This window comes from Streptomyces sp. NPDC056600 (assembly GCF_042792855.1).
Classification (GTDB): Bacteria; Actinomycetota; Actinomycetes; order Streptomycetales; family Streptomycetaceae; genus Streptomyces.
Genome location: NZ_JBHTVQ010000008.1, coordinates 67660 through 94049, shown reverse-complemented (window position 1 = coordinate 94049; position 26390 = coordinate 67660). Strand labels below are relative to the sequence as shown.

24 protein-coding genes, 7 tRNA genes and 1 pseudogene are annotated in these 26390 nt (G+C 73.8%); 15 read left to right on the top strand and 17 right to left on the bottom strand.

Annotated features, from left to right (window positions below; all coding sequences use genetic code 11):
- Positions 1-187: 187 nt before the first annotated feature.
- Entirely contained in the window at positions 188-2386 is a 2199-nt protein-coding gene (locus ACFRAV_RS06860; protein ID WP_382552256.1) for an elongation factor G-like protein EF-G2, read from the top strand.
- Between the two features lie 268 nt (positions 2387-2654).
- On the top strand, positions 2655-4277 hold the full coding sequence (locus ACFRAV_RS06855) for a hypothetical protein (protein WP_382552333.1): 1623 nt from the start codon (positions 2655-2657) through the stop codon (positions 4275-4277).
- Positions 4278-4368: 91 nt separating this feature from the next.
- Here ACFRAV_RS06855 and ACFRAV_RS06850 read toward each other — a convergent pair whose 3' ends face one another.
- A complete protein-coding gene (locus ACFRAV_RS06850) occupies positions 4369-4929 on the bottom strand; it encodes an HIT family protein (protein ID WP_382552254.1) in 561 nt (186 codons plus the stop codon).
- A gap of 67 nt (positions 4930-4996) precedes the next feature.
- Here ACFRAV_RS06850 and ACFRAV_RS06845 point away from each other — a divergent pair, with 67 nt between their 5' ends.
- Complete coding sequence (locus tag ACFRAV_RS06845; protein ID WP_382552252.1) at positions 4997-5647, top strand: potassium channel family protein; 651 nt, start codon at positions 4997-4999, stop codon at positions 5645-5647.
- Positions 5648-5674: 27 nt separating this feature from the next.
- Here ACFRAV_RS06845 and thrS read toward each other — a convergent pair whose 3' ends face one another.
- From thrS to ACFRAV_RS06830, 3 genes are all read right to left on the bottom strand, one after another.
- Positions 5675-7651: a threonine--tRNA ligase gene (gene thrS, locus ACFRAV_RS06840; protein ID WP_382552250.1), complete on the bottom strand. Its 1977-nt coding sequence runs from the start codon at positions 7649-7651 to the stop codon at positions 5675-5677.
- Between the two features lie 102 nt (positions 7652-7753).
- Positions 7754-9076, bottom strand: coding sequence for a hypothetical protein (locus ACFRAV_RS06835; RefSeq protein ID WP_382552249.1), 1323 nt, complete (start codon positions 9074-9076; stop codon positions 7754-7756).
- Positions 9073-9639 carry a DUF4365 domain-containing protein gene (locus ACFRAV_RS06830; RefSeq protein ID WP_351112284.1) on the bottom strand — a complete coding sequence of 189 codons (567 nt, stop codon included), beginning with the start codon at positions 9637-9639 and terminating at the stop codon, positions 9073-9075. Before ACFRAV_RS06830 ends, ACFRAV_RS06835 begins: the two co-directional genes overlap by 4 nt.
- Positions 9640-9818: 179 nt before the next feature.
- Between ACFRAV_RS06830 and ACFRAV_RS06825 the strand changes: the two genes are divergently transcribed.
- On the top strand, positions 9819-10544 hold the full coding sequence (locus ACFRAV_RS06825; RefSeq protein WP_382552247.1) for a 3'-5' exonuclease: 726 nt from the start codon (positions 9819-9821) through the stop codon (positions 10542-10544).
- Positions 10545-10645: 101 nt separating this feature from the next.
- On the opposite strand, the gene ACFRAV_RS06820 is transcribed toward ACFRAV_RS06825, so the two are convergent.
- The 4 genes from ACFRAV_RS06820 to ACFRAV_RS06805 all read right to left on the bottom strand — a co-directional run bounded on the left by ACFRAV_RS06820 (position 10646) and on the right by ACFRAV_RS06805 (position 12122).
- A tRNA-Val gene (locus tag ACFRAV_RS06820) sits at positions 10646-10717 on the bottom strand.
- Between the two features lie 39 nt (positions 10718-10756).
- Entirely contained in the window at positions 10757-11224 is a 468-nt protein-coding gene (locus ACFRAV_RS06815; RefSeq protein ID WP_382552245.1) for an SRPBCC family protein, read from the bottom strand.
- A 345-nt stretch (positions 11225-11569) separates the two neighbouring features.
- A tRNA-Val gene (locus ACFRAV_RS06810) sits at positions 11570-11641 on the bottom strand.
- 52 nt (positions 11642-11693) lie between these two features.
- Complete coding sequence (locus ACFRAV_RS06805) at positions 11694-12122, bottom strand: TIGR02611 family protein (RefSeq protein ID WP_382552332.1); 429 nt, start codon at positions 12120-12122, stop codon at positions 11694-11696.
- A gap of 330 nt (positions 12123-12452) precedes the next feature.
- Between ACFRAV_RS06805 and ACFRAV_RS06800 the strand changes: the two genes are divergently transcribed.
- Together ACFRAV_RS06800 and ACFRAV_RS06795 are read left to right on the top strand one after the other, a co-directional pair.
- Complete coding sequence (locus tag ACFRAV_RS06800) at positions 12453-12866, top strand: SsgA family sporulation/cell division regulator (protein WP_004002642.1); 414 nt, start codon at positions 12453-12455, stop codon at positions 12864-12866.
- Between the two features lie 323 nt (positions 12867-13189).
- Complete coding sequence (locus ACFRAV_RS06795) at positions 13190-13747, top strand: CGNR zinc finger domain-containing protein (RefSeq protein WP_382552243.1); 558 nt, start codon at positions 13190-13192, stop codon at positions 13745-13747.
- Positions 13748-13840: 93 nt separating this feature from the next.
- Here the strand turns inward: ACFRAV_RS06795 and ACFRAV_RS06790 are convergent, their stop codons facing one another.
- Positions 13841-14005 (bottom strand): hypothetical protein, encoded by a 165-nt coding sequence (locus tag ACFRAV_RS06790; RefSeq protein WP_170145144.1) that lies wholly within the window; start codon positions 14003-14005, stop codon positions 13841-13843.
- Positions 14006-14218: 213 nt separating this feature from the next.
- Positions 14219-14653: a hypothetical protein gene (locus tag ACFRAV_RS06785; RefSeq protein WP_382552241.1), complete on the bottom strand. Its 435-nt coding sequence runs from the start codon at positions 14651-14653 to the stop codon at positions 14219-14221.
- 163 nt (positions 14654-14816) lie between these two features.
- Here ACFRAV_RS06785 and ACFRAV_RS06780 point away from each other — a divergent pair, with 163 nt between their 5' ends.
- The gene (locus ACFRAV_RS06780; RefSeq protein WP_382552239.1) at positions 14817-15335 is read left to right on the top strand and encodes a DsbA family protein; all 519 of its coding nucleotides are present in this window, start codon (positions 14817-14819) and stop codon (positions 15333-15335) included.
- 51 nt (positions 15336-15386) lie between these two features.
- Here ACFRAV_RS06780 and ACFRAV_RS06775 read toward each other — a convergent pair whose 3' ends face one another.
- From ACFRAV_RS06775 to ACFRAV_RS06765, 3 genes are read right to left on the bottom strand one after another with little or no spacing between them, the layout of a single operon-like run.
- A complete protein-coding gene (locus ACFRAV_RS06775) occupies positions 15387-16256 on the bottom strand; it encodes a GNAT family N-acetyltransferase (protein ID WP_382552238.1) in 870 nt (289 codons plus the stop codon).
- 40 nt (positions 16257-16296) lie between these two features.
- Positions 16297-17121 (bottom strand): aminotransferase class IV, encoded by an 825-nt coding sequence (locus ACFRAV_RS06770; protein WP_382552236.1) that lies wholly within the window; start codon positions 17119-17121, stop codon positions 16297-16299.
- The gene (locus tag ACFRAV_RS06765) at positions 17118-18170 is read right to left on the bottom strand and encodes a chorismate-binding protein (protein WP_382552234.1); all 1053 of its coding nucleotides are present in this window, start codon (positions 18168-18170) and stop codon (positions 17118-17120) included. Before ACFRAV_RS06765 ends, ACFRAV_RS06770 begins: the two co-directional genes overlap by 4 nt.
- Positions 18171-18369: 199 nt before the next feature.
- On the opposite strand from ACFRAV_RS06765, the gene ACFRAV_RS06760 reads away from it, so the two are divergent.
- The 5 genes from ACFRAV_RS06760 to ACFRAV_RS06740 all read left to right on the top strand — a co-directional run bounded on the left by ACFRAV_RS06760 (position 18370) and on the right by ACFRAV_RS06740 (position 18847).
- Positions 18370-18442 (top strand) — tRNA-Gly (locus ACFRAV_RS06760).
- A 41-nt stretch (positions 18443-18483) separates the two neighbouring features.
- A tRNA-Cys gene (locus tag ACFRAV_RS06755) sits at positions 18484-18557 on the top strand.
- A gap of 1 nt (position 18558) precedes the next feature.
- Positions 18559-18630: transfer RNA gene (locus ACFRAV_RS06750), tRNA-Val, on the top strand.
- 34 nt (positions 18631-18664) lie between these two features.
- Positions 18665-18736, top strand: a tRNA-Val gene (locus ACFRAV_RS06745).
- Positions 18737-18775: 39 nt separating this feature from the next.
- Positions 18776-18847 (top strand) — tRNA-Val (locus ACFRAV_RS06740).
- 117 nt (positions 18848-18964) lie between these two features.
- Here the strand turns inward: ACFRAV_RS06740 and ACFRAV_RS06735 are convergent.
- Positions 18965-19225 carry a zf-TFIIB domain-containing protein gene (locus tag ACFRAV_RS06735; RefSeq protein ID WP_351112305.1) on the bottom strand — a complete coding sequence of 87 codons (261 nt, stop codon included), beginning with the start codon at positions 19223-19225 and terminating at the stop codon, positions 18965-18967.
- A gap of 109 nt (positions 19226-19334) precedes the next feature.
- Entirely contained in the window at positions 19335-20261 is a 927-nt protein-coding gene (locus ACFRAV_RS06730) for an aminoglycoside phosphotransferase family protein (RefSeq protein WP_382552232.1), read from the bottom strand.
- A gap of 534 nt (positions 20262-20795) precedes the next feature.
- Here ACFRAV_RS06730 and ACFRAV_RS06725 point away from each other — a divergent pair.
- From ACFRAV_RS06725 to ACFRAV_RS06715, 3 genes and pseudogenes are all read left to right on the top strand, one after another.
- Positions 20796-22163 carry a serine/threonine-protein kinase gene (locus ACFRAV_RS06725; RefSeq protein ID WP_382552330.1) on the top strand — a complete coding sequence of 456 codons (1368 nt, stop codon included), beginning with the start codon at positions 20796-20798 and terminating at the stop codon, positions 22161-22163.
- Between the two features lie 526 nt (positions 22164-22689).
- Positions 22690-23007, top strand: a pseudogene (locus ACFRAV_RS06720) (transposase); the annotation flags it as partial.
- 162 nt (positions 23008-23169) lie between these two features.
- Positions 23170-24132, top strand: a complete 963-nt coding sequence (locus tag ACFRAV_RS06715) for an SDR family NAD(P)-dependent oxidoreductase (RefSeq protein WP_382552230.1) — start codon at positions 23170-23172, stop codon at positions 24130-24132.
- Between the two features lie 29 nt (positions 24133-24161).
- On the opposite strand, the gene ACFRAV_RS06710 is transcribed toward ACFRAV_RS06715, so the two are convergent.
- Together ACFRAV_RS06710 and cobA are read right to left on the bottom strand one after the other, a co-directional pair.
- Entirely contained in the window at positions 24162-24977 is an 816-nt protein-coding gene (locus ACFRAV_RS06710; RefSeq protein WP_382552228.1) for a TrmH family RNA methyltransferase, read from the bottom strand.
- A 13-nt stretch (positions 24978-24990) separates the two neighbouring features.
- Positions 24991-26223, bottom strand: coding sequence for a uroporphyrinogen-III C-methyltransferase (gene cobA, locus ACFRAV_RS06705; protein WP_382552227.1), 1233 nt, complete (start codon positions 26221-26223; stop codon positions 24991-24993).
- Positions 26224-26390: the final 167 nt, after the last annotated feature.

Here is a 26390-nt window from a genome sequence, read left to right as displayed (position 1 = left end):
CTCGCCCAGGTCACGCCGGGCGGCCGTTCCCTCGTATGGACGAGTCCCCGCGGCGGTGCAAAGCTCGAAGGGAACCGCGGGCGCGCGCCGGGCGCCGCCGCTGCGGCCCTCGGGACCGGGCGTCCGCTCCGGCCGGTGGCGCTCACCGTCGCCGGCAGCCACTCACCGTGCACGGGAGGGCAGGATCATGGGCGACAGGAACAGCCACCACCCCGGGGCCGCCGGCAGGGCGACGACGGCCGACCGGCCCGCCTCCATCCGCAACGTGGTGCTGGTCGGCCCCACCGGATCGGGCAAGACCACGCTGGTGGAGGCCCTCGCCCAGACCGCGGGGGCGGTCAACCGGGCGGGACGGGTCGAGGACGGCGGCACCGTATCCGACCACGACGAGATCGAGCAGCGCCGGCACCGCTCGGTGCAGCTCTCCCTGGTCCCGCTCGAATGGGACGGGATCAAGATCAACCTGCTGGACACCCCCGGATACGCCGACTTCGTCGGAGAGCTCAGGGCCGGTCTGCGCGCGGCGGACGCGGCCCTCTTCGTGGTCTCCGCCTCGGACGGCGTGGACGGCGCCACCCGGGCGATGTGGGACGAGTGCGCGGCCGTCGGCATGCCCCGCGCCATCGTCGTCACCCACCTCGAGTCGGCCCGCACCGGCGTGGAGGAGATGACCCGGCTGTGCGCCGAGGCCTTCGGCGGCGACGACCCCGACGCCGTCCTTCCCCTCTACCTCCCGCTGCGCGGCCCCGCGGGCCCCGACGGGCAGGCGCCGGTGACCGGACTGGTCGGGCTGCTCACCAAGAAGCTCTTCGACTACTCCTCGGGCGAGCGCGCCGAGCACGAACCCGACGCCGACCGGATCCCGCTGATCGACGAGGCCCGCGACCGGCTGATCGAGGGCATCATCGCCGAGAGCGAGGACGAGAACCTCATGGACCGCTACGTCGGCGGCGAGACCCTCGACCCCGGCGCCCTGATCGCGGACCTGGAGAAGGCCGTCTCGCGCGCCTCCTTCCACCCCGTCCTGTGCGCCGCGCCCGCCCCGCCCGGCGCCCGCCAGGGCCTGGGCACCGTGGAACTCCTCGACCTGATCACCCGCGGCTGCCCCACCCCGCCCGAGCGTCACGCCCCCGTCGTGACCGCCCTCGACGGCACGCCCCGCGAGGTGCGGCTCGGCGACCCCGACGGGCCCCTGGTCGCCGAGGTCGTCAAGACCGCCTCCGACCCCTACGTCGGCCGCATGTCCCTGGTCCGGGTCTTCTCCGGCACCCTGCGCCCCGACACCGTCGTCCACGTCTCCGGACACGGTCTGACCGACCGCGGGCACCTGGACCACGACGTCGACGAACGGGTCTCCGCGCTCACCAGCCCCTTCGGCAAGCAGCAGCGCCCGGTCACCCACGCCGTCGCCGGGGATTTGGTGTGCGTCGCCAAGCTCGCCCGCGCGGAGACCGGCGACACCCTTTCGGCCAAGGACGACCCGCTGCTGATGCGGCCCTGGGCGCTGCCCGACCCGCTGCTGCCGCTGGCCGTCGAGGCGCATTCCAAGGCCGACGAGGACCGTCTCTCCGAGGGCCTGTCCCGCCTCGCCGCCGAGGACCCCACGATGCGGCTCGAGCAGAACCGCGACACCCACCAGGTCGTGCTGTGGTGCCTGGGCGAGGCCCACGCCGAGGTCGCGCTGGAGCGGCTGCGGAGCCGCTACGGCGTCCAGGTCGACGTCGTCCCGCACCGGGTGGCGCTGCGCGAGACCTTCGCCGCTCCGGCCGCCGGGCGCGGACGGCACGTCAAACAGTCGGGCGGGCACGGGCAGTTCGCGATCTGCGAGATCCAGGTGGAGCCGCTGCCCGCGGGCTCCGGCATCGAGTTCGCCGACCGGGTGGTCGGCGGCGCGGTGCCCCGGCAGTTCGTGCCCTCGGTCGAAAAGGGCGTGCGGGCCCAGGCCGCCAAGGGGCTCGGCTCCGGTCACCCGCTCACCGACGTGCGGGTCACCCTCCTCGACGGCAAGGCCCACTCGGTGGACTCCTCCGACGCCGCCTTCCAGACGGCGGGCGCCCTCGCCCTGCGGGAGGCCGCCGCCGGAGCGCGGCTGCACGTCCTGGAACCGGTGGCCGAGGTGGACGTGCTGATCGGCGACGAGTACGTCGGCTCCGTGATGAGCGACCTGTCCACCCGCCGCGGCCGGGTACTGGGCACCGAACAGACCGAGCCCGGACGGATGCTGGTCCGCGCCGAGATCCCCGAGCTGGAGATCGACCGCTACGCGGTGGAACTGCGCTCGCTCTCCCACGGCACGGCCGGCTTCGCCCGCCGGTACCTGCGTCACGAACCCGTCCCCGAGCACGTGGTGAAGCGGCTGCGGGAGAAGACGGCCGCGCCCGCCTGACCTCCCGGAACCGGACGGCTCCGCAACAGTGCGCCCCGGAACGGGGGTTGACCGGGCCCCCGTCCTGGGCAGTCTGTGTAGTGCGCGACCGCGGCCGGTCCGGCCGTCGCCCGGCGGACGATTCCGCCGGGGACCGCCGGGCGACCGGTGCGGCCGCTAGGCTGACGAACCGATGGTCCGGTCGCGCGGGCAGGCCAGGACACACCGCCGCGGAGGAACCGCGGCAGGGGGGGCGGAGACAACCGTGTCGAGCGACGCATTCGGACCGATGGTGCCGGCGGCCGGCGGCGAGGGGCAGAAGGCCACCTTCGCGCTGGCCTCGGCGGCCTACCGGGACGACCCGGTCGAGAAGATCCTCGACGCCGACAACGAGTGGCACCACTCCACGGTCAACCCCGGCAGGTCCTGGGCCAGGATCTTCCGCCCCAACCTCGGCGAGGCGTTCTCCCGCGCGGTGATCGACCGCCTCCTCACCCCCGGCCGCAAGCCCGTCGTCCAGTCCTTCGGCATGGACCCGCAGACCGTCGTCGAGCACTGCCTGGCCGCCAACGGCCTGCGCCGCACCCGGGACATCCGCCTCACCGCCGTGATGCTGCTGTGCGGCGTGCTCTTCCTGCCCGGCCTGCTGGCCTGGCTGCTGGTCTTCACCATCCGGGCCACCCTCGCCAAGGTCGAGAACCGCAGGACCTCCGGCATGGGCAACCTCCTGCTGACCGCCTTCGGTCTGCTCGCCGTCGTCTTCCTCGTCCAGATGCCCTTCGGCGGCATCTGGGCCTGGTACTCACGCGGCGCGGTGATCGCCCCAGTGATCGGCTGGGTGATCGCCAAGCGGATCTGCGAGAGCACCGCCCGGGACCTGCGCGACCGCTGGGCCAGTCTGCTCTCCGGCTCCAGCATCGGCGCCAAGGTCCCCGAGGCCGTCCCCTCCAACCCGGGCGAGACCGCCGCCGAGCAGCTGCGCCAGTCCCTCACCCGGCTCGGCGCCGAGCAGCGGTCCAACGTCGTCTTCTACGCCGGCCCCAAGGGCATCCTCGGTATGGGCACCCGCTGGGGCAGCTGGCAGCTCGCCGAGGACCTCGAGCCCGCCGAGGAGGACAAGGAGATCTACGCCTTCCGCAGCTGGGACGTGGTCCGCGCGATCCACGGCAAACTCTCCCTGATGGACCGCACCCCGGTCCCCACCGAGGGCATCTCCAAGCCCGCGATAGAGCATTGGATCGTCTCCCCCGTCGGCGAGGGCGCCGACGCCGTCGCACGGCCCGAGGGCTCCGACGTCGACGGCTTCCGCTACAAGTCGCACGCCATACAGCAGATCTGCAACCGCCAGCAGTTCGGCAGCGGCGACCGTCACTACCTGGGCGTCCAGTGGGTCACCTGGGAGGGCCAGCTGGTCCTCAGCATGCTGATCACGGTGACGGTGCTCTACCAGACCCTGCGCATCGAGGTCACCGGTCACGCCCTGGGCCCGGTGCACGGCCTGTTCAACTCCAAGCCGGCGGCCAAGGAGCGGACCGTCGAGAAGGCGTTCAAGCCCTGGGAGAAGCGGACCATCACCCTCCCGCTCGTCGACAGCGACGAGGTGGTGCGCCTCGCCGCCCGCGCGCCGATGACCTGGTTCCCCAAGCAGCTCAACTGGCTCGGCGGCAGCCTCACCCTCCCGGAGCCGTTCGGCCTGCGCCACGCCTGGGCCGAGCAGCCCTGGCGGCACCGCTTCATGGCCGACGACGCCATGCGGGTGGCCACGCCGGTGCTGCGGGCCGTCCACCAGGCGGTGATCGGCATGCTGCGCGAGCACGGGGTGAACACCGAGAAGTTCGGCGCGCGGTCCTCCGTCGTCAGCGGCTCGGTGCAGGACCCCACACCGCGCAAGGCGGACACCTACGACGCGTAGGGCGCCCGGCCCAGGGCTCACGCGCCCGTCGGGACGGGCGTCCGGCGGAGCCCGGCCTCACCCGCCGGTCAGGGCGTCGGACAGGCTCCGGTCAGACCTCGGGCCAGGCCGCGGCGATCATGGCCCGGGTGTCGGCCAGCAGCTGCGGCAGCACCTTGGTGTGCCCCACGACCGGCATGAAGTTGGTGTCCCCACCCCAGCGGGGCACCACGTGCTGGTGCAGGTGGGCGGCGATCCCGGCCCCGGCGACCGTCCCCTGGTTCATCCCGATGTTGAACCCGTGCGCCCCGGAGCAGACCCGCAGCGCCGTCATCGCCTGCTTGGTGAGCTCTCCCAGCTCCGCCGTCTCCTCGGCGGTCAGCCCGGTGTAGTCGGCGACGTGCCGGTACGGCACCACCATCAGGTGGCCGCCGTTGTACGGGTACAGGTTCAGCACCGCGTACACGTGGGCCCCGCGCCGGACTACCAGCCCGTCCTCGTCCGACTTGGCCGGGATCGCGCAGAACGGGCACCCGTCGCCGGCCTCGGGTCCGGTGGGCTTGTTCTCGCCCTGGACGTAGGCCATGCGGTGGGGGGTCCACAGCCGCTGGAAGGCGTCCGGCGAACCCACCCCGATCTGCAGCTCCGGCTCACTCGTCATACCAGGCAGCATATGGCGTCGCCCGTACGGAACGTGTCGCCGGGGGCACAGCGCCCCGCCCGCCCGCCAGGCTGGCGGGATGGACAACCGTGACCCCCGCGAGGACCGCGCCGAGATCCCGCTCGCCGTGGCCTCGCTGCTGTTCCTCGCCGCCTACGCCCTCCTCGTCCTGAGCGAGGGTCTGTCCGACGTGTGGCACGGCCTCGCCCTCGGGGTGATCTCCGCGGTGTGGCTGCTCTTCGCCCTCGACTACGCGGCCCGCTGGCGCCGCAGCGGCCAGGGCCCCCGCTTCGTGCGCACCCACTGGCTGGACACCCTGGTCCTGCTCCTCCCGCTGCTCCGGCCGCTGCGGATCGTCCGGCTCTACGAGGCGGTGACGCACCGGCGCGGGCGGCCGCGGTTCTCGCTGCAGGCGCGGGTCATGTTCTACGCCGGCGTGTCCGTGCTGCTGATCGGCTTCGCCGGGGCGCTGGCCGTCTACCAGCAGGAGCGGGGCGCCCCCGGTGCCACCATCCGCACCTTCGGCGACTCGGTGTGGTGGACCTGCTCCACCCTGGCCACCGTCGGCTACGGCGACGTGACCCCGGTGACGCCCGTGGGGCGGACCATCGCGGTCGCCCTGATGGCCTGCGGCCTCGCCCTGCTCGGCGCGGTCACCGGCTCGTTCGCCTCGTGGCTGATGACGGTCTTCGCCACGGACGAGGAACGCGGAAGGCCCCCGGGGAGCTGAGCTCCCCGGGGGCCTCGCGTCAGGACGTCACACCTGGGCGCGGCGCTCCACGACGTCGACGAGCTTGGCGATCGCCTCGTCGCGCGCGATGCCGTTCTCCTGCGAGCCGTCGCGGTAGCGGAAGGAGACCGTGCCGGCGTTCATGTCGTCGTCACCGACGATGATCATGAACGGCACCTTCTGCTTCTGCGCGTTGCGGATCTTCTTCTGCATGCGGTCGGAGGAGGCGTCGACCTCCACGCGCAGGCCCTTCTTCTTCGCCTCGGCGGCGAAGTCCTGCAGGTACTCCACGTGCGCGTCGCCGATCGGGATGCCGACCGCCTGCACCGGGGCCAGCCACGCCGGGAACGCGCCCGCGTAGTGCTCCAGCAGCACCGCGAAGAACCGCTCGATGGACCCGAACAGCGCGCGGTGGATCATCACCGGCCGCTGCTTGGTGCCGTCGGCCGAGGTGTACTCGAGGTTGAAGCGCTCCGGCAGGTTGAAGTCCAGCTGCACGGTGGACATCTGCCAGGTCCGGCCGATCGCGTCCTTGGCCTGGACGGAGATCTTGGGGCCGTAGAACGCGGCGCCGCCCGGGTCCGGGACCAGCGGGAGGCCCTGCTTCTCGGCCACCTGCCGCAGCGTCTCGGTGGCCTCCTCCCACACCTCGTCGGAGCCGACGAACTTCTCCGGGTCCTTGGTGGAGAGCTCCAGGTAGAAGTCGGTGAGGCCGTAGTCGCGCAGCAGGTTCAGGACGAAGGTGAGCGTCTTGTCGAGCTCCTCCGCCATCTGCTCCTTGGTGCAGTAGATGTGCGCGTCGTCCTGGGTGAAGCCGCGGGCGCGGGTCAGGCCGTGCACCACGCCGGACTTCTCGTACCGGTACACCGTCCCGAACTCGAAGAGACGCAGCGGCAGTTCGCGGTACGAGCGGCCGCGCGCGTCGAAGATCAGGTTGTGCATCGGGCAGTTCATGGGCTTGAGGTAGTAGTCCACGCCCTCGTCGAGCTGCATGGGCGGGTACATGCCGTCGGCGTACCAGTCCAGGTGGCCCGAGGTCTCGAAGAGCTTCCCCTTCGTCGCGTGCGGGGTGTAGACGAACTCGTAGCCCTCCTCCTCGTGGCGGCGGCGCGAGTAGTCCTCCATGACGCGGCGGACGATGCCGCCCCTGGGGTGGAAGACGGCGAGGCCGGAGCCGATCTGCTCGGGGATCGAGAACAGGTCGAGCTCGTTGCCCAGCTTGCGGTGGTCGCGCTTCTCCGCCTCGGCGAGGAACTCCAGGTACTGCTTCAGCTCGTCCTTGGACGGCCAGGCGGTGCCGTAGATGCGCTGCAGCATCGGGTTCTTCTCGCTGCCCCGCCAGTACGCGGCCGCGTTGCGCATCAGCTTGAACGCCGGGATGAGACGGGTCGAGGGCAGGTGGGGACCGCGGCAGAGGTCCTTCCAGCACAGCTCGCCGGTCTTGGCGTCCAGGTTGTCGTAGATGGTCAGCTCGCCGGCGCCCACCTCGACGTCCGCGCCGTCGTCGGAGGAGGCCGAGCCCTTGAGGCCGATCAGCTCGAGCTTGTACGGCTCGTCCGCGAGCTCCTCGCGGGCTGCGTCGTCGCTCACCACGCGGCGGGAGAACTTCTGGCCGCGCTTCTGGATCTCCTGCATCTTCTTCTCGACGGCCTTGAGGTCCTCGGGCGTGAACGGCTTCTCGACGTCGAAGTCGTAGTAGAAGCCGTCCTTGACCGGCGGGCCGATGCCCAGCTTGGCCTCCGGGAAGAGCTCCTGGACGGCCTGCGCCATGACGTGCGCGGTCGAGTGGCGCAGGATGTCGAGACCGTCCGCGGAGGAGATCTCGACGCCCTCGACGCTCTCGCCGTCCTTCAGCTCGTACGCCAGGTCCCGCAGCTCGCCGTCGACGCGGGCGGCCACGATCGAGCGCTCACCGGCGAAGAGGTCGGCGGCCGTAGTGCCCGTCGTCACCACGCGCTCTTCCCGCTCGGAATCGCGTTGGATGATCACACGGACGTCTGACACCGGTCTCTCCTGACTGAAGGCCTGCTGAGGTGATGATCTCGCCACGTCACAGTCGACGTGCACGGGAATCCTACCGAGCCGGAGGCGCCGCTCGCGAAGCGGTTAGTCACCGCAGTCGTCGCCGCAGGCCTCCTCGAAGTAGTCGAGGTTCTCCTGGAGGGACTTCATCAGCCGTTCGCGTTCGGCCTCGTCGACGGTGACCGGGACGACGCCGCAAGCGTCGGTGAGGCGGCGGAAGCCGGCCTTGCTGTCGAGCCGGCCGTCCACCCGGACCGGCAGCCCGACCAGGTGCGCCTGGCCGGCGACGCGGTACGACTCCTCGTCCAGGGCGACGCGCACGTGCGGGACCTCCGCCCCGGCGAGCACCCGCAGCCGCACGGTGCCGGTGCCGTCGGCGCGGCTGCGGCGCAGCCGTTCCACGGTGCCGGTGAGCCGGACCGTGACGGAGGGCTCGGCGCGCTGGTAGCGGGCGCCGGCCTCGCGCAGGGCGGGCAGGTCGCCGGGAGAGAACTCCACCGGTTCGGCGTCGGGGCCGCACCCCCGGGGGACACCCGCGGCGGGCGCCCAGGCGATGGTGACGCCCGCTCCCTCGGTCCCCCGCACCAGGGCGATCAGCGCCTCGGTCAGCTCGCGGCTCACCCCGGCCCCGACGGCGGCGTCGAAGGCGTCCATCCCTCCGGTGGCCCGCCGGTGGTCGACGGCCTCCCGGGCGGCGCAGAGCGCCTGGTGCAGCCGGACCGCCAGCGGGCGGGCCGGGGCGACCGGCGCGAAGGCGGTGAGCACGCGTCCGCCGGACGAGGCCCCCAGCAGCAGCACGTCCTCCAGCGCGGCCGCGGCGGCCCTTCGGTGGCGTGCCCCGTGGTAGCCGGTGCGGGCCCGTCCGGCCAGCGCGGCGGCGAGCAGGGTGTGGCGGGCGGCCGAGCGCAGGCCCTCCTCGGCCGTCCAGGGCGCCGCCGGGCTCCCCGCCGCGCGGCCCTCGGGGACGTCGCGCCGCCAGCGGATCTCGTCGCTGGGGACGGCGAGGGCGAGCAGGATCTCGCGGGCGGCGGCCTCCTCGGTGCGCGCGAGCGCCTCCAACGCCTCGCCGAGCAGGTCGGCGCTGTCCGGGAAGGCGCGGCTCTCCGGGACGAGCAGGCTGGTGCGCTCGCCGCGCGGCCCGGGCGGCGTCCACCTGCCGTACCGGCCGGGCGCTCCCCCGCGCCGCCGCCAGCCGTGGCGGGCGAGCAGCGCGGCGAGGACGGCGGGGTCGGCCTGCGCGGCGTCGGGCAGGACGTCGGGGGGCCTCGGTACGGATGCCCGCCGGAGTCCACGCGCGCTCGGCAGCAGGGGGCGGACCGTCTCCCCCGCCGGGTCGGCGGGGTGGGCCCGGGCCGGGCGTCCACGACGGGGGCCGGGCCCTGGTTCGTCGATCGGTCGGTGCGTCACGGTATGCCTCCCCTGCCGACCCGGTTCATGATCTCGCAGAGCGCCCGGTCGTCGAAGATGCGCGAGGTCGGCACCCGCACGGTGGTGCGGGTGCGGCCGGTGACCGGGTGGCCGGCGAGGTTGACCCAGTAGCAGCAGTGCCTGAGGTCGAGCCGGTCGTGCCCCGCGGAGAGCCACTGGTCGCGCGAGCGGGGCACCAGCATCACCACGAGGATCTTGTGGACGGTGACGGGGGTGCGGGCCAGCTTGGCCAGGTGGCTGTTGTCCAGCGTGAAGGAGAAGTGCCGTCCCGGCGGGCGGGGCGGTATCTGGTAGGTGGCCTTCAACTGGACCTTGACGGTGACCTCGTCGTCCACGGTGTGGCCGGGCGAGCTGTGACTGACGTGCCAGTCGATGCCGTTGTCGGGGAACGGCTGGGACAGCGAGCAGCCGGCCGCGGCCGCGACGGCGTGCAGATATCCCACCTGGAGGGTCTCCATGCAGGCGGTGGTGGCGAGTGTGCCGCGCTGGTGCGCCACGCGGTCGGGCAGCAGCCCCCCGCGATCGGGCTGCGCCGTGGCCATGCCCAACAGCCTCTCCGGCCGGACGGGTCGAGGTACGGGGCCGCTGAACTGCGCGGACCCGTATCTCTGTTGTCTCCGCGCGGCGTACGCCGCAAACGGTCCGGGTATCACCGCTGCACGGCGGACGATCCGTCTGCCGCCTTGCGTGTGCGGGGAGTTGAGCGAGGGGTTGCGGAGACATGACGTGCTGGTACGAGGGCCCACTGGCCGCCTTCGACACGGAGACGACCGGGGTGGACGTGGAGAGCGACCGCGTGGTGTCGGCCGCCCTGGTGGTGCAGGACGCGCCGGGGACCCGGCCGCGCGTGACGCGCTGGCTGGTCAACCCGGGCGTGCCGGTGCCCGAGGAGGCGACGGCGGTGCACGGGCTGACGCAGGACCACCTGGAGCGCAACGGCCGCTGGCCGGCGCCGGTGATGTACGAGATAGGCCGGGCGCTGGGTGAGCAGGCCGCGGCGGGGCGGCCGCTGGTGGTGATGAACGCGCCGTTCGACCTGACACTGCTGGACCGGGAGCTGCGCCGGCACCGGGCGTCCTCGCTGGAGCGCTGGTTCCGTTCGGCGCCGCTGCGGGTCCTCGATCCGCGGGTGCTGGACAAGCACTTCGACCGGTACCGCAAGGGGCGCCGGACCCTGGTCGACCTGTGCGAGTACTACGGCGTGGAGCTGGCCGAGGCGCACGACGCGGGGGCGGACGCGCTGGCGGCGCTTGAGGTGACGCGCGCGGTGGGGCGGCGGTTCGCTTCCCGGCTGGAGCGGCTGACCCCGGCGGAGCTGCACACGCTCCAGCAGACCTGGCACGCGGCGCAGGCGAAGGGGCTGGAGGCGTGGTTCGCGCGCAGCGGTGTGCCGGAGGCGGTGGACCGGTCCTGGCCGCTGCGCCCGGGGCTGACCGCGGCCGCCTGAACCAGGACGTCGGGGACGGAGACCTCCGGCCGACGGCGTCAGGACGAACGACGGAGGCGACCCGGCCGCAGTACTGCGGACTCGGATCGCCTCCGGTGTTGTGGGCGATACTGGGTTCGAACCAGTGACCTCTTCGGTGTGAACGAAGCGCTCTCCCGCTGAGCTAATCGCCCGGGAACGCACTGAACAATACAGGTCCGACGGCCCTTCGTTCAAACCGCTTCCCCGCCGCCCGCCAGGAACGCCGCCAGGCCGCGGCGGCCGCCGCGCATCATCAGGGCGTGGTTGGCCCGCAGCAGCGGGCGGCCGGGCACGCCGAGCAGGCGCAGCAGGGGCTTGGCGAGGTCGGTGTCCTGCTCGTGGAGGACCAGGGTCCCGGCGCCGGCCGGGCGGACGGTCCAGCGCATCCAGCCCTCCAGGTCGCCGGAGAGCGCGGCCTCCAGCACCCCGTTCTCCGGTTCGTGACGGACGGCCCTGATGTCCATGCGCAGGTCGTACGGGAGGAGCGAGCGGACGAGCACCCGCCCGGAGGCCTCGCCGGTCCGCTCCGCCCGTCGCACCTGCGGCCACCAGCGGGGGTAGTCGTCGACGCGTTCCAGGACGCCGTAGACCTCCGCGGGCGGCGCGGACAGGGTCCAGCGGCCCTCGAAGCGGTACCGGGTGAGCTCGCTCGGTCTCATGGGCCCAGTGTCCACGAGCCGTTCGGCGCCCCTCCGCGGGGCGGCCGGCGAACGGGCGGCGGGTCCCGTCGAGTTGCGGCCGCCCTCGGTGGAGGCCCTGTCCTCGTTTTCGCGTATTCGCTGTGGGCCGGTGAATTACCGGTCTTCGGGAGACACTTGACGGACCGCCGGATAAACGGAGGAAGAGGGTCCGCGAACACCGTGGGAATTACCCGGCGTTCCGTGAAAAAGAATCATCGAATTCCGGACCGAATTACCCGGTCCGGTCACGGTCCCGCGTCGCGGGGAGACAAAGCGAGGAGGGTCCGGTTCCGCGTTTCCGCGGAACCGGACCCTCCTCGTCGGTGGGCGATACTGGGTTCGAACCAGTGACCTCTTCGGTGTGAACGAAGCGCTCTCCCGCTGAGCTAATCGCCCGGGCGCAGGAAGAACATTACCCCATGTCACGGGGTGCTCCGCACCACCCCGGTCAGTGCCGCCCGGCGTTCCAGGGCATGACGAGACCGAACTTCCAGAGGTACAGGCCCCCCAGGGTGCAGACGATCACCAGCGCGACGGCCGTGAGGATCAGGTTGCGGCGCCGCACCTTGGGGTCCAGCGCCTTCTGCGCGGCCTCGGTGACCTTGCGCTTCGTCCAGCGCAGCACCAGCTGGGCCCAGACGAACTCGGTGGCCCAGATCGCCATGCCGGCGAAGATGATCACCCAGCCGGGGCCGGGCAGGGGCAGCAGCAGGACGCCGCCGCCGACCACCGCGAGGCCGATCAGGAAGACGCCGACCTGCCAGCTCAGGTGGAGCGGCCGGCTCCGGCGGACGAACCGCGGGGCGCGCGAGCCCAGGCCCCGCCCGTGCCCGTGATCCGCCCCTTCGGAGCCCTCCGTGTCCGCCACCTCGCTCATGGTGGCGCCGGCGCCCGGCGCGCCGCCTTCCGTGCCGTCGGCCGGGGTTCCACGATCGTCCTGTGTCACGTCGGATTCCACCTCGCCCGCTGTCGTGCGCATCCCCCGCGTCCCCCCAGGTTCGTCACTCCCCGTATTCATCAGCGAAACCCTACCCGAGGGAAAGTGATCACCGGAATGGTCGCTTCAAAGGAAGTACCCTCGGCCAGAAGAGGTACATAAACGCACGCAAAACCCTCAGAGGGGTTTACAACGGCATCGTGTGTGGCATGTCGATTTCGCCGACGTGCGAATCCCCGAGCGCACACTGAGCGAAAGGCCCTGGCGCTTATGAACACCACGGTCAGCTGCGAGCTGCACCTGCGCCTCGTTGTATCGAGCGAGTCCTCACTGCCTGTCCCCGCAGGCCTGCGGTACGACACGGCCGATCCCTATGCCGTGCACGCCACCTTCCACACCGGAGCCGAGGAGACGGTCGAATGGGTGTTCGCCCGTGACCTCCTCGCCGAGGGGCTGCACCGGCCGACCGGCACGGGCGACGTCCGTGTCTGGCCGTCCCGCAGTCACGGTCAGGGGGTCGTCTGCATCGCCCTCAGCTCCCCCGAGGGCGAGGCCCTGCTCGAGGCCCCGGCGCGGGCCCTGGAGTCCTTCCTGAAGCGTACGGACGCCGCTGTGCCACCCGGCACGGAGCACCGGCACTTCGATCTCGACCAGGAACTCTCGCACATCCTGGCGGAGAGCTAGGGCGGGAGACCCCCGGGGCGCCTCCGGCCCCGGTCCCCACCACCACTCCAGCAACCTCGGCCGTCCACTCGGGGAGACGGCCGGGGCCGGCGCAAGCACCACGCGAGCCGGCGCGACTCCACACACACCGGCGCCGTCGCCGCGGTCACCCTCCGCGGCGGCGGCGCCGGTGCGTCCGGGGCGGGCCCGGCGCCGGTGGGGGCCGGCAGCCGGGGCGGGCGTTCGCTCCCGGCGTGCGGACCGGCCCTTCCTCCCGCCTGAAAAGCCATTACGATCGGCCACCATCGGCGGGCGGCCCACGCATGCCAGGCAGGGAGCGACACGTGCTGATCACCCACGACACCCGGTGTGCCCTCGACGCGGTGGTGGATCTGGTGAACACCGCGCCGGAGGACGGCGTGGCGGAGGGACTGCCGGACCTCGGCGCGCTCGAGCGGTTCGTCGCGGGGCACCGGATCAGCGACGTGGGAACCCTCTCCGAGCTGGACCTCTCCGCGGTGAGGCGGCTGCGGGCACGGTTCGCGGCGGTGTTCGCGGCCCCGGACGCCCGGATCGCCGCCGGGCTGATCAACGAGCTGGTCGCCGCGGCGGGCACCACGCCGCGGCTGACCGACCACGACGACTACGACTGGCACGTCCACTACTTCGCGCCCGGGGCCTCCGTCGCCGACCACCTGGCCGCGGACTGCGGGATGGCGCTGGCGTTCTTCGTGGTCGCCGGGGAGCAGGAGAGACTGCGGCGCTGCGAGGCGCCGGACTGCCGCCGTGCCTTCGTGGACCTCTCGCGCAACCGTTCCCGGCGCTACTGCGACAGCCGCACCTGCGGAAACCGGCTGCACGTCGCGGCCTACCGGGCCCGGCGCAAGGAAGCGGCGGGCTGAGCCACCCTCTCCGTCCCCCGGGGCCCGGTGGGCCGTGCCGGGGTCTGAGAACGCCGCCCCCGACGGGTGTCGCCGGGGACGCGCGCGGCCGGCTCACAGCAGCAGCAGGTCGTGCAGCGCTGCCATGAGGAACAGGCTCCCGATCACCGCCAGGAAGATCATCAGCGGTGGCTGGGAGAGGGCGAAGAGGCACCCGCGGGGCTCGTGCTCGTCTCCTTCCGGAGACGTGGCGGCCTCGCTCCGAGTCGTGTCCAGCATCTCGGGAGCATCATGGGCCGACGCGCGCCCCCCGGGCGAACGGGAGCCGCGTCGTGCCAGGTAGTGCGCCCGGCGGGCCTCCGCGAGGCCGGTTCGCGACCGGAACGGACCGCTCGTGGGACGCAGCATGATCGCCGACCGAAAAGGTCAGATCATATGCCTCTCGAACTGTCCCCGGCTGTCCCCGACTGTCCCTGACCGTCCTCCGCTGTCTCAGATGCCGTGCTTCTTCAGGATCGCCTCGATGTCGCTGAAGTCGTCCTGGTCGCCGGACCCGGCCGCCGGTCCACGACGGCCGCCCTCCGGGGCCGGAGGCACGGCACGGCGCGAGGCGGCCGGTCCGGCGGCGGGCCGTCCGCCCTCGCCCGGGGTCTCCGGCGTCGCCCTGCGCAGGCGACGGCGCTCCACGGCGCGGCTCAGCAGGAAGAGCAGCCAGGCGGCGCCGAGCAGGCCGAAGCCGACCCAGGCCATCGGGTCGAAGGCGGTGTCGGCGGCCCAGGCGACCGCTCCGGTCAGCACCAGGCCGAGCGGGATCAGGGCGTACGCGGCGATCCGGGCAGCGGTCAGGAAGCGGCGCCGGAAGGCGGTGATCGCGGCGATGCCCAGGCCTGCGGCGGACACCGCGCTGCAGATGGTCTCGGCGAGCATCGGGCCTCCTGACGGACGGGACGGACGGTGACGCTCCCTCCATCGTGCCCCCGCGGCACGCCCGGGCGCCACGGATCCTGGCCGGATCCGGGCCGAAATCAGGGACATCCCCCAGGCGGCCCCTGAGGAGCGGGGGGCGCGGCGCGGCTGGAAGACTGGTCCCATGAGCGACACCTCCTCCAGCACCCCCGCCCCCGTCGTGCTCGACGTCTGGTGCGAGCTGCAGTGCCCCGACTGCCGCACCGCCCTGGACGACGTCCGCGCCCTGCGCGCCCGTTACGGCGACCGGCTGGAGGTGCGGCTGCGCCACTTCCCGCTGGAGAAGCACAAGCACGCCTTCGCCGCGGCGCAGGCCGCCGAGGAGGCGCTGGAGCAGGGCAAGGGCTGGGAGTACGTGGAGGCGGTCCTCGGCCGGGTCGAGGAGCTGGACCGCCGGGGGGAGGCGCTGCTGGTCGACGTCGCGCGGGAGCTCGGGCTCGACGCGGAGGAGGTCGACACGGCGCTGATCGACGGCCGGCACATCCTGATCGTCGACGCCGACCAGGCGGAGGGCAAGGCGATCGGCGTCACGGGGACGCCGACGTACGTCATCGACGGCGAGCGCCTCGACGGGGGCAAGTCCCAGGAGGGCCTCCGCGCCCGCATCGAGACCCTCGCCGACGCCCTCCTCGGCCAGGCCTGACCGCGTCGGCCGCCGGGCGGCCCTGACGCCCGTCCCCGGGCGGCTCCGCGGTCAGAGCAGCGTCTTGTACAGGTGGTGGACGGCGGTGCGGTATCCGAGGGACGCGTAGAGGCGCTCGGCCGGGGTGTTGCCCGCGAAGACGTTGAGGCGCACCGCCGGCCGCCCCTCCGCCGCCGCCCGGGCCTCGGCATGCAGCATCAGGCTCCGTCCGTGTCCCCGGCCGCGCAGGGCGGCCTCGGTGCTGACGTGGTACACGTACACCGGCTCCGGACCGGACGGCTCCGGCGTGGACGCCCGGGAGGGCTCCCCCGGCGTGCCGAACGCCAGCCACAGCATGCCGGCCCGCTCTCCCGCGTGCTCCAGCACCAGGAACTCCATGCCGGCGGTGTCGATGCCGTCCGGCAGGGTGTCGCGCTGGCCGCGGTGCGCCTGGGCGAGGGCCTCCGCCTCGGGGACGCCGCGGTCCGACCACTGCCGGGCGTACTCCTGGACGTCGGCCTCGCGCCAGACCGCGAACTCGTCGGGCCGCATGGCCCGGACACGGCTCCCCGGGGGAAGCGCGGGCGGGGCCGCGTCGAGCCGCTTCTCCATGTTCCGGTTGCGCGTCACGTAGCCGAGCGCCCCCGCCAGCCGCAGCGCGGCCTCCGCCTCCGCGGGCACGGCCACGTCGAGCCGGCGGCAGCCCCAGGAGCGGGCGACCTCCTCGGCGGCGAGCGCGGCCACCGTGGCGCGGCCGCGCCGCCGGTCGGGCTCGTCGATCCGCAGGTCCAGCACCCGGGCCACCATGTCGCCGAACACGGCCGAGGTGCCCAGCCGCACGGAGCCGACGGGGCGGCTGTTCACACACACCTGGTACCGGCGCGACCGGCTGCCGTCGTTCTCCTGCTGCAACGGCTCGATGGGCCGCAGGGTGGTGGTCATGCCGTGGTTCTACCCCACCGGCGTCCTGCGGCCACCACGGTCACGGGTCGAGGTCGTCGCCCGACCGCTCCGCGAAGAGCCGCATCGCCTTCGCCGTCAACGGACCCTCGACGCCGGGCAGTTCACGGTCGTCCACGCGGTGCACCGCCTGCACGTCGCGGAGCGAGGAGGTCAGGAACACCTCGTCGGCGCGCTCCAGGACGTCCAGCGGCAGGTCGGTCTCCCGCGCGCCGGTCCACTCGGCCACCAGCTCGCGGGTGATGCCCGCCAGGCAGCCGGAGGCGAGCGGCGGGGTGAGGATCTCGCCGTCCAGGACGACGAAGACGTTGGAGCCGGTGCCCTCGCAGAGCTGCCCGACGGTGTTGCCGAACAGGGCCTCGGAGGCGCCCTGTTCGTGGGCGCGGGCGAGCGCGACGACGTTCTCCGCGTAGGAGGTGGTCTTCAGGCCGGTGAGCGCGCCGCGCTCGTTGCGGGTCCACGGCACGGTGATCACCGCGGTGGAGTCCGGGCGGGCCTTGGCCTCGCCGAGCGCCACCACCAGCGTGGTGCCCCGGTCGCCGCGGTCGGAGCCGAGCGGGCCGTGGCCACCGGTGTAGGTGATCCGCAGACGGCCCAGCGGCAGGCCCGGGTGGGCGTCGATCACGGCCGCGCAGGCGCGGCGGACCTCGTCGGCGTCGGGGGCGGGCAGGCCGAGCCCCCGGGCGGACCGGGCGAGCCGGTCCAGGTGGCGGGTGAGGGCGAAGGGCTTCCCGTCGACCGTCTTCACCGTCTCGAAGATGCCGTCCCCCACGGTCAGCCCGTGGTCGAGGACGGAGACGCGGGCGGACTCGATGTCCTTGAGCCCGCCGTCGAGCCATATCTTCACGAAAGGGTCCCTCCACTGGTGTCGTACGTTCCCGACGCTACCGCGAGCAGCCGGGACGCCTTGAGCTCGGTCTCCGCCCACTCCCGCTCCGGGTCGGAGTCCCAGGTGATCCCGGCGCCGGTCCCGAAACGCAGCACGGCGGAGTCCGGGCCGTCCCGGTCGATCCAGAAGGTGCGGATGCCGACGGCCAGCTCGGCGCACCCGCGGTCGGCGTCGACCCAGCCGATGCCACCGCAGTAGGGGCCGCGCGGCCCCCGCTCGAGCGCGGCGAGGATCGTCAGGGCGCTCTCCTTGGGTGCGCCGGTCACCGAGCCGGGCGGGAAGGCGGCGGCCAGCAGCTCGGGCCAGCCGGCCCCGGGCAGCAGCTCGCCGCGCACCGTGGAGACCAGGTGGACCAGGCCGGGGTGCTTCTCCACCGTGCACAGGTCGGGCACGGTGACGCTGCCGGTGCGGCAGACCCGGCCGAGGTCGTTGCGGACCAGGTCGACGATCATGACGTTCTCGGCCGTGTCCTTGGGCAGCAGGTCCGCCTCCGTCCGTCCGGTCCCCTTGATCGGGCCGGACTCCACGGTCCGCCCGTCGCGGCTGAGGAAGAGCTCCGGGGAGGCGGTGGCGATCTCCACCCCGTGCTCCGGCAGACGGATCGTTCCTGCGTACGGCGCCGGGTTGCCGCGCGCCAGCAGCGCCGTCAGGTCGTCGACGTCAGCGTGCGGGGCGACGGGCGCGGCGAGAACGCGGCAGAGGTTGGCCTGGTAGACCTCGCCGGCCGCTATGTGCCGGTGGATGCGGCGCACGCCTTCGGTGTACGCGGCGCGGTCGAGCGAGGACGTCCAGTCGCCGGGGGCGGGCGCCGGCCACCGTCCGGGGACCGGCGCGGGAACCGGCTCGGCGCGGACGTCGGCGAAGCGCGCGCAGGTCAGACGACCCTCGTAGTCGGCGGCGACGGCCCAGAAACCGCTGGAGTCGAGCGCTGCCGGGTCGTCGGTGACGTCGAGCAGGCCGGTGGCGACGAGGCCGCCGAACCGGGCGAGGGATGGGAGGTGCTGCACTCCGCCGAGTGTAGGCCGGGACGGGCGAGGCTTTCCGGGCCGGTGGGACCGGGCGCCGCGGGCGCGGGTGCGGGACCTGCCGGAACACGCTCCGTCGAGGTCCGCCGCGGCATGCTGGGCAAACGCGTTTTTGTACTGGCCCGGGAATGGGCTAAAGTTCAACACGTCGCCGGGACGCGGAAGCGGACCGAAACGACAGGCGGACGTAGCTCAGTTGGTAGAGCGCAACCTTGCCAAGGTTGAGGTCGCGAGTTCGAGCCTCGTCGTCCGCTCGCATGAAGAGCAGGGGATCTTCCCGAACCCCTGCGCTCCTGGTGGAGTGGCCGAGAGGCGAGGCAACGGCCTGCAAAGCCGTCTACACGGGTTCAAATCCCGTCTCCACCTCCAAGGACGATTAGCTCAGCGGGAGAGCGCTTCCCTGACACGGAAGAGGTCACTGGTTCAATCCCAGTATCGTCCACCGGTCCGCAAGGACCTGATCCGCAAGGATCCCCGCGCGATTAGCTCAGCGGGAGAGCGCTTCCCTGACACGGAAGAGGTCACTGGTTCAATCCCAGTATCGCGCACGCGGTAGGCACGGCCCCCGGGCCGCGCACCTGCCTCGAGGACGATTAGCTCAGCGGGAGAGCGCTTCCCTGACACGGAAGAGGTCACTGGTTCAATCCCAGTATCGTCCACACCGGCGCGAAGCCCCCGTCCACCTCGGTGGACGGGGGCTTCCGCGTTTCCGTCGTCCCCGCGCGCCCCGGCGGCCCCGCGGAAGGGGCCGTCGGGCGGCGTCGGGACGAGGGACGTCAGGACGAGAAGAGCATCCGGCCGAAGCTGTTCGGGCGGTGGTGCCCGCCGTGGCCGTGGTGGCCGGCGTGCGGAGCGCCCCAGGCCGGGGCACCCGGGGCCGCGGGCGGGGCGGGCTGGGCCCACTGGGCCTCCAGCCGGGTCAGCGTCTCCAGCTCGCCGTAGTCGAGGAAGATCCCCCGGCAGCCCGAGCACTGCTCGATCTGGACCCCGTTGCGGTTGTAGGTGTGCATCGGCGCGTGACACTTCGGACAGTGCATCGACGGATCAACTCCTCGTATCGCGGTGCGTGTTCTCTGGTGCTGCGGCTCTCGCCCTCACAGACTCTCCCCCGGACGCGGTCGGTTGCACCTCGGTCGGACGGATCCGTCACACCGGGTCGACCGGACCGTCCCCGGAGGCCGCCATGCGTCCGCAGGCGTCGACCAGCGCCTCCTCCGCCTCGTCCAGCGCCCGTCCGGCGAGGGCGGCCTTGGTGACGGACCGGGCGGCGGTCTGCACGGTCAGGGCGCGGGCGGGCACGTCCAGCGCCGGCCAGGGGTCGCCCTCGGCGGGCACGGCGGGGCCGCGGGCGGCACGGTAGGCGTGCAGGAAGCGCTGCCACGCCTCGGCGGGCAGCAGGCCGCAGGCGTACCAGGAGGCGGGCCGGGCGAGGTCCCAGGCGGGGACGCCGACGCCGAGGTCGTCGACGTCTATCAGCCGCCACGGCCCGTGGGGGGCGGGGTGGCGGACCAACTGCCCCAGGTGCAGGTCTCCGTGGCAGAGCGCGCCCGCGGCTGCGGGCGGGGCGGGTTCCTCGTCGCGGGCCCAGGGCGGCAGGGCCCGCCAGGCGCGCAGCAGCACCGGGACGGCCGGATGGCCCGGGGCGCCGGCGGCGAGGCCGGCGACCGCCAGGGCCGCCTTGGCGGGGCCGCGCATGGCGGGCAGGCCGGGCGGCGGCGGGATGCGGTGCAGGCGGGCGGTCAGGGCGGCGGCTTCCTCCCAGGGGGCCGCGTCCGGGTCGTCGGGGTCGACGGGCAGGCCGAGCGGCCACCGGGTCACCAGACGCCCGTCCAGGGGGACGGGGGACGGGTCCAGGGGCGGCAGCAGGATCTCCGGCAGGGCGGCGGCCACCGCGACGCGGGCACCCAGCGCGGCCGGGTCGGTGCCGGGGGCGTGGGCCTTGGCGACGGTGCGGTGGTGGCGGACGACGGTGGCGTCCGGGCGGTCGGCCAGGGTGCCGGTGACGCACCCCGGGCAGGGCTCGGCGGCGGGGTGGGCCGCGGCGCGGGCGTGTGCGTGGAGGTCTGCCGGCATGGCGGTGAGCGTACGCGGGCAGTGGATCACGGTGTGGACGAGGACGATGCGGCCCGACGAGGCCTGTGAAAACCCCACGCCGGCGCGGCGAACGCGCCGCGCCGGCGTGGTGGTGCCGTCCGTCGTACCCCCGTCCCCACGGGGTTCGTTCGGGCCGATGTCCCCACCCGGACCGCTCTTCCGGGCCCGGGACGCACTCGGCGTCCCGGCACCACGCCCTCGGACGACGTCTGCGTGGCCACATGAGGAATCCTCGCGCGGATTCGGGGCCGCGGCGTCATGCCCCCGGATGAACCGGGCCGCTGCGGCTACTTCCCAGGGTGGAGAAGCGGAGGCCGGAGCTTCGCCCCGCGCGTGGCGGCGAGTGACGTGGCTCACGCGGCGGTACCGTCGCCAAACCCCGTACGCAGGCGGCATCTTGGCAGCCGCGGGCCCGCAAACGCGTTCGCGCAGGGGTGAGCGGGCGCGGCCTGAACGCGCGGCGCGGCCGGGAAACGTAAGCTGTTGGCTCGTCAGACGGACCGGGCAGCGGGGATGAACATGGCGATGATGCGCCTCAGGCGCGAGGACCCGCGCGTCGTCGGCTCGTTCAGGCTGCACCGGCGGCTCGGCGCGGGCGGGATGGGCGTGGTCTACCTGGGCTCCGACCGGCGGGGCCAGCGGGTCGCGCTCAAGGTGATCCGGCCGGACCTGGCCGAGGACCAGGAGTTCCGGTCGCGTTTCGCCCGTGAGGTGTCGGCGGCGCGGCGGATCCGGGGCGGCTGCACGGCGCGGCTGGTGGCGGCGGACCTGGAGGCCGAGCGGCCCTGGTTCGCCACGCAGTACGTGCCGGGGCCTTCGCTGCACGACCGGGTCGCCGAGGAGGGTCCGCTGCCGGCGGCGGAGGTCGCGGCGGTCGGCGCGGCGCTCTCCGAGGGGCTGGTCGCGGTGCACGAGGCCGGTGTGGTCCACCGGGACCTCAAGCCGTCCAACATCCTGCTGTCCCCCAAGGGCCCTCGGATCATCGACTTCGGCATCGCCTGGGCGACGGGGGCGTCCACGCTCACCCACGTCGGCACGGCGGTGGGCTCCCCCGGGTTCCTCGCCCCCGAGCAGGTGCGGGGGGCGGCGGTGACGCCGGCCACCGACGTGTTCGCGCTGGGCGCGACGCTGGCGTACGCGTCGACGGGTGACTCTCCGTTCGGCCACGGCAGCTCCGAGGTGATGCTGTACCGCGTGGTCCACGAGGAGCCGCAGCTGCGGGGTGTGCCGGGGGCGCTGGCCCCGCTGGTGCGGGCCTGTCTGGCCAAGGACCCCGAGCAGCGGCCGACGACGCTGCAGCTGTCGCTGCGGCTGAAGGAGATCGCGGCGCGGGAGGCTCAGGGGCTGGGACTGGGCGAGGCGCGGTCCGCCGGGCGGGACGACGGCGCGGGCGGCTCGGCCGCGGCCGCGACGGTGCGGACGCCGGTGCCGCGGGGGTCGGCGCCGTCCGCCCCTGTGGGACGGACGCCGGTGCGGTCCTCCGGGGGCACGGCTTCGCCCTCCCCGGCGGCGGCGCGGCGGTCCGCCTCCCCCACGCCGGCGCGGCGGCGTCCTCCCTCCACCGGGGGGAGCCGGCCGGGCCGCAAGGGCGCCGTCCCCTCCTCGCGGGGCGGCCGCACGGCGTCCGGGACGGGCACGGGCACGGGCGGCTCGCGCAGCGGCACGAAGCTGCGGCCGGCCAATCCACGCCTGCTGCGGCAGCGGCTGACCGTGTTCGTGGTGGTGACGCTGCTGGCGGCGCTGGGCATCGCGACGGTTCAGGGGTGCCAGGGGCCGTCGGACGACTCGGGCGCCGCGGCTCCGCCTTCGGCCACGGCCGCCCCGGCGACTCCCTCCACGGACCCGCCGGCTCAGCGGACCGACCCCGCCCTCACGGGCTGACCGTCGGTCCGCAGGCCCGGCCGGCGCCCCACGGACCCACGCGCTTCCCAGCTCCCTGCCCCGCCCTGCCGCCACATGGCCCTGGCCCAGGCCCGACCGTCCCCACTCCACGGGGGGAACCGACGGCGGCCCTGCCAACCCACCCCGCGCGTCGCGGACCGGACACGCTCCCTGGAGCGCCCCGGCCCCACGGACCGCCCCGGCCCCACAGACTGCCCGGGGCCCAGGGGCCCGGCATGGCCCGCATCAGTGGAGCGCCCGCGCCCGGCGGCCGCTCCCTGGGCGGGCCCACGGACCGGGCAGGGCCCTCCGGCGACCCCACCTCAAGGACCTGTCCGACGACGCGCGCCACGCGACCGAACGAACCCGACACGGTCTCGCCGACCGTCCGCCGCATGCCGTCCGGCCCGCTTCGACGAGCCGGCGGTCCCGACCGGCCCAGGGACCGATCCGGGCCCACGGACCGGCCAAGGCCCCTCCATCAGCACCCCACCCACCCCCGGTGCCGCCCCGCCCCCCGTGCCAAGACGGCAGCTCGTTCCCCACCGCCGCCCACCTCGCCTCCTACGCCGGACTCGCCCCGGCAACCCGGCAGTCGGGAACCTCGATCCACGGCGAACACGCCCCCAGAGGAGGCAACCGGCAGCTGAAACGGGCGATGTTCCTCTCCGCGTTCTCAGCCCGGCACGATCCCGCCTCACGGACCTACTACGACCGCTGCCGAGCCCGAGGCAAAACCCACACCCAGGCCCTCCTCCGCCTCGCCCGCCACCGCATCAGCGTCCTGTTCGCCGTGCTCCGCGACGGAACCTTCTACGAACCGAGAAGCCCCCGCACAGCTTGACGAAGGACATAGAGGCACCCCCACTGGGCAGCGCCTCGTTGCGGTCGCGTGTGGTGCGGATCTCCGCCGGCGCCCGGCGTCCGCCCGGACGCGAAGCCGGACACCCCGCCCCGGGGGCCGCGCGTTGACCTAGAGCTCACTCGAGCACTTAGCGTCGCCGGCATGACGACACCGCAGCGCACAACCGGTTCCCGCTTCGGCGCCCGCAGTACCGCGGACGACGTCCTGAGCGGCATCGACCTGTCCGGCACCACCGCTCTCGTCACCGGCGGCTACTCGGGGCTCGGGCTGGAGACGACCCGCGCCCTGGCACGGGCCGGAGCCCGGGTGGTCGTGCCCGCGCGGCGGCGGGAGGCCGCCGAGAAGGCCGTCGGGGACGTCGACGGCGTGGAGACCGCCGACCTCGACCTGTCCGACCTCGGCAGCGTCCGCCGGTTCGCCGAGCGGTTCCTGGACTCGGGGCGCGAGGTCGGCATCGTGATCAACAGCGCGGGGATCATGGCCTGTCCCGAGACCCGGGTGGGTCCCGGCTGGGAGGCGCAGTTCGCCGTCAACCACCTCGGCCACTTCGCGCTGGTCAACCGTCTCTGGCCGGCGATCGCGAGCGGTGGCGGACGTGTGGTCTCCGTGTCCTCCGGGGCGCACGGCATGGGCATGCGCTGGGACGACGTGCAGTTCGAGCGCGGCTACGACCGGTGGCAGGCGTACGGCCAGGCGAAGGCGGCGAACGTGCTGTTCGCGGTGGGCCTCGACGCACGGGGACGGGGCGCCGGCGTCAGGGCGTTGGCGGTGCACCCGGGCAGCATCCTCACCCCGCTGCAACGGCACCTCAGTACCACGGAGATGGTGGACGCGGGCTGGATCGACGAGAGCGGCGCACTCGCCGACCCCACCTTCAAGACGCCCGCGCAGGGCGCGGCGACGCAGGTGTGGGCGGCGACCTCCCCCGGCCTGGCGGGCCTGGGCGGCGTGTACTGCGAGGACTGCGACATCGCCGGACCGGCCGCCGAGGGAGTGGAGGGCGGAGTGCACTCCCACGCGACCGACCCCGGGCAGGCCGCGCGGCTGTGGGAGCTGTCGGCCCGCCTCACCGGCGTCGACGCGTTCGCCGGCGCGGGCCGGTGACTGAGCGGCGGACGGGGCCGCCGCGCGGTTCAGGCCGGGCGGCGGGGCCGGGTGGCGTAGAAGGCGACCGCTGAGGCCGCGGCGACGTTGAGGGAGTCGACGCCCTCGGCCATGGGGATGGTGACGTGGACGTCCGCCTCGGCCAGGACGCTCGGGCTGAGGCCGTCGCCCTCGGTGCCGAAGACGAGGGCCAGGCGCTCGTCGTCGCGCGCGGCCAGCTCGTCCAGCGTGACGGCCTGCTCGCTCAGGCAGAACGCGGCCACCGTGAAGCCGGCCTCCCGCAGCCGCCCGACGTCCGCGGGCCAGGTCTCCAGCCGGGTCCACGGCACCTGGAACACCGTGCCCATCGACACCTTCACCGCCCGCCGGTACAGCGGGTCCGCGCAGCGCGGGGTGAGCAGCACCGCGTCGACGCCCAGCGCGGCGGCGTTGCGGAACGCGGCGCCGATGTTGGCGTGGTCGACGATGTCCTCGAAGACGGCCACCCTCCGCGCCCTGGGCAGGAGTTCGGCGACGTCGCGCAGCGGCTCGCGCGCCATGGAGGCGAGCGCGCCGCGGTGCACGTGGTAGCCGGTGACCTGTTCGGCGACCTCGGGCGTCACCAGGAGGACGGGGGCGTCGGTCGTCTCGACGACGTCGGCCATCACCCCCGCCCACTTGGGCGTGAGCATCATGGACCGCATGGCGTGGCCGCCGTCGACGGCGCGCCGGATCACCTTCTCGCCCTCGGCGATGAACAGGCCTTCGGCGGGTTCCCGGCGGCGGCGCAGTTCGACGTCGGTGAGGTCGGTGTAGTCGGCGAGCCGGGGGTCGGCGGGGTCGTCGACGAGGACGGGTTCGGCCATGGGGTGCGGTGCCTTACGTGAGCGTGGCGGCGCCGACGGAGACCACCGGGCCGATGACGATGACGGCGGGCGGCCGGACGTCCTCGGCGCGGACGACCTCGGCGACCGTGGCGAGGGTGGCGTCCACCCGCCGCTGGGCGCTGGTGGTGCCCTCCTGGACGAGGGCGACGGGGGTGTCGGGCGCCTTGCCGTGGGTGATCAGCGTCTCGGCGATGCGGCCGATCTTGTCGACGCCCATCAGGATGACGAGGGTGCCGGTGAGCTTGGCCATGGCCGCCCAGTCGACCAGGGAGCGCTCGTCGTCGGGGGCGACGTGGCCGCTGAGGACGGTGAACTCGTGGGCGACGCCCCGGTGGGTGACCGGGATGCCGGCGGCGGCCGGGACGGAGATGGACGAGGAGATGCCGGGGACCACGGTGCAGGCGATGCCGGCCTCGGCGAGCGCCTGGGCCTCCTCCATGCCGCGGCCGAAGACGAACGGGTCGCCGCCCTTGAGGCGGACCACGGCCTTGCCCTGCTTCGCGTGCTCGATCAGGGCGTTGTTGATGGCCTCCTGGGCCATGTAGCGCCCGTAGGGGATCTTCGCGGCGTCGATGACCTCGACGTGCGGCGGGAGTTCGTCGAGCAGGTCGCGCGGGCCGAGCCGGTCGGCGATGACGACGTCGGCCTCGGCGAGCAGTCTGCGGCCGCGCACGGTGATCAGGTCGGGGTCGCCGGGGCCGCCGCCGACCAGGGCGACGCCGGGGGTCTTGGTGCGGTGCTGCGGGGCGACCAGGGTGTTGTCGCGCAGGCCCTCGACGACGGCGTCGCGGATGGCGGCGGTGTGGCGCGGGTCGCGGTCCTTGGCCTCGGTGGTGAGGACGGCGACGGTGACGCCTCCGGCGCGGCCGGTGGCGGGGGTCCAGGCGGTGGCGGCGTCGGCGTCGTCGGAGCGGACGCACCACACGCGACCGCGCTCGGCCTCGGCGGAGGCCGCGGTGTTGGCCTCGGGGTCGCTGGTGGCGACGACGGCGTACCAGGCGCCCGCCAGGTCGCCGTCGGCGTAGCGGCGGCGTTCCCAGGTGATCTCGCCGGCGTCGGCCATCGCCTCGACGGATGGGGTGGCGGACGGGGAGACCAGGGTGACGTCGGCGCCGGCCGCGACCAGGGCGGGGAGGCGGCGCTGGGCGACCTGTCCGCCGCCGAGCACGACCACTCGGCGGCCGGCGAGGCGCAGGCCCACGGGGTAGGCGGGGTGTTCGGCCATGGGGCGGCTCCCTGGGAACGGGCTGCTGGGGACGCTGCCGGGCCGCTTCGGGCATGCCCGGCAGGGGTGGGAGCTGCGCCGTCGGAGCTGCCCTGACAGGGGGAGTTTATGGCGTGCGGTGGGCCCGGACCGGGGCAGGGCGGTGTGATCTTCGCACGATCTCTCGC

Coding starts and splice junctions, on each gene's coding strand:
- ACFRAV_RS06715 (WP_382552230.1), top strand. CDS start 23,170: ATGACGACACCGCAGCGCACAACCGGTTCCCGCTTCGGCGCCCGCAGT.
- ACFRAV_RS06815 (WP_382552245.1), bottom strand. CDS start 11,224: ATGAGACCGAGCGAGCTCACCCGGTACCGCTTCGAGGGCCGCTGGACC.
- ACFRAV_RS06725 (WP_382552330.1), top strand. CDS start 20,796: ATGAACATGGCGATGATGCGCCTCAGGCGCGAGGACCCGCGCGTCGTC.
- ACFRAV_RS06825 (WP_382552247.1), top strand. CDS start 9,819: ATGACGTGCTGGTACGAGGGCCCACTGGCCGCCTTCGACACGGAGACG.
- ACFRAV_RS06830 (WP_351112284.1), bottom strand. CDS start 9,639: ATGGCCACGGCGCAGCCCGATCGCGGGGGGCTGCTGCCCGACCGCGTG.
- ACFRAV_RS06735 (WP_351112305.1), bottom strand. CDS start 19,225: ATGCACTGTCCGAAGTGTCACGCGCCGATGCACACCTACAACCGCAAC.
- ACFRAV_RS06785 (WP_382552241.1), bottom strand. CDS start 14,653: ATGCTCGCCGAGACCATCTGCAGCGCGGTGTCCGCCGCAGGCCTGGGC.
- ACFRAV_RS06845 (WP_382552252.1), top strand. CDS start 4,997: ATGGACAACCGTGACCCCCGCGAGGACCGCGCCGAGATCCCGCTCGCC.
- ACFRAV_RS06805 (WP_382552332.1), bottom strand. CDS start 12,122: ATGAGCGAGGTGGCGGACACGGAGGGCTCCGAAGGGGCGGATCACGGG.
- ACFRAV_RS06800 (WP_004002642.1), top strand. CDS start 12,453: ATGAACACCACGGTCAGCTGCGAGCTGCACCTGCGCCTCGTTGTATCG.
- ACFRAV_RS06855 (WP_382552333.1), top strand. CDS start 2,655: ATGGTGCCGGCGGCCGGCGGCGAGGGGCAGAAGGCCACCTTCGCGCTG.
- ACFRAV_RS06850 (WP_382552254.1), bottom strand. CDS start 4,929: ATGCTGCCTGGTATGACGAGTGAGCCGGAGCTGCAGATCGGGGTGGGT.
- ACFRAV_RS06860 (WP_382552256.1), top strand. CDS start 188: ATGGGCGACAGGAACAGCCACCACCCCGGGGCCGCCGGCAGGGCGACG.
- ACFRAV_RS06775 (WP_382552238.1), bottom strand. CDS start 16,256: ATGACCACCACCCTGCGGCCCATCGAGCCGTTGCAGCAGGAGAACGAC.
- cobA (WP_382552227.1), bottom strand. CDS start 26,223: ATGGCCGAACACCCCGCCTACCCCGTGGGCCTGCGCCTCGCCGGCCGC.
- ACFRAV_RS06710 (WP_382552228.1), bottom strand. CDS start 24,977: ATGGCCGAACCCGTCCTCGTCGACGACCCCGCCGACCCCCGGCTCGCC.
- ACFRAV_RS06730 (WP_382552232.1), bottom strand. CDS start 20,261: ATGCCGGCAGACCTCCACGCACACGCCCGCGCCGCGGCCCACCCCGCC.
- ACFRAV_RS06790 (WP_170145144.1), bottom strand. CDS start 14,005: ATGCTGGACACGACTCGGAGCGAGGCCGCCACGTCTCCGGAAGGAGAC.
- ACFRAV_RS06780 (WP_382552239.1), top strand. CDS start 14,817: ATGAGCGACACCTCCTCCAGCACCCCCGCCCCCGTCGTGCTCGACGTC.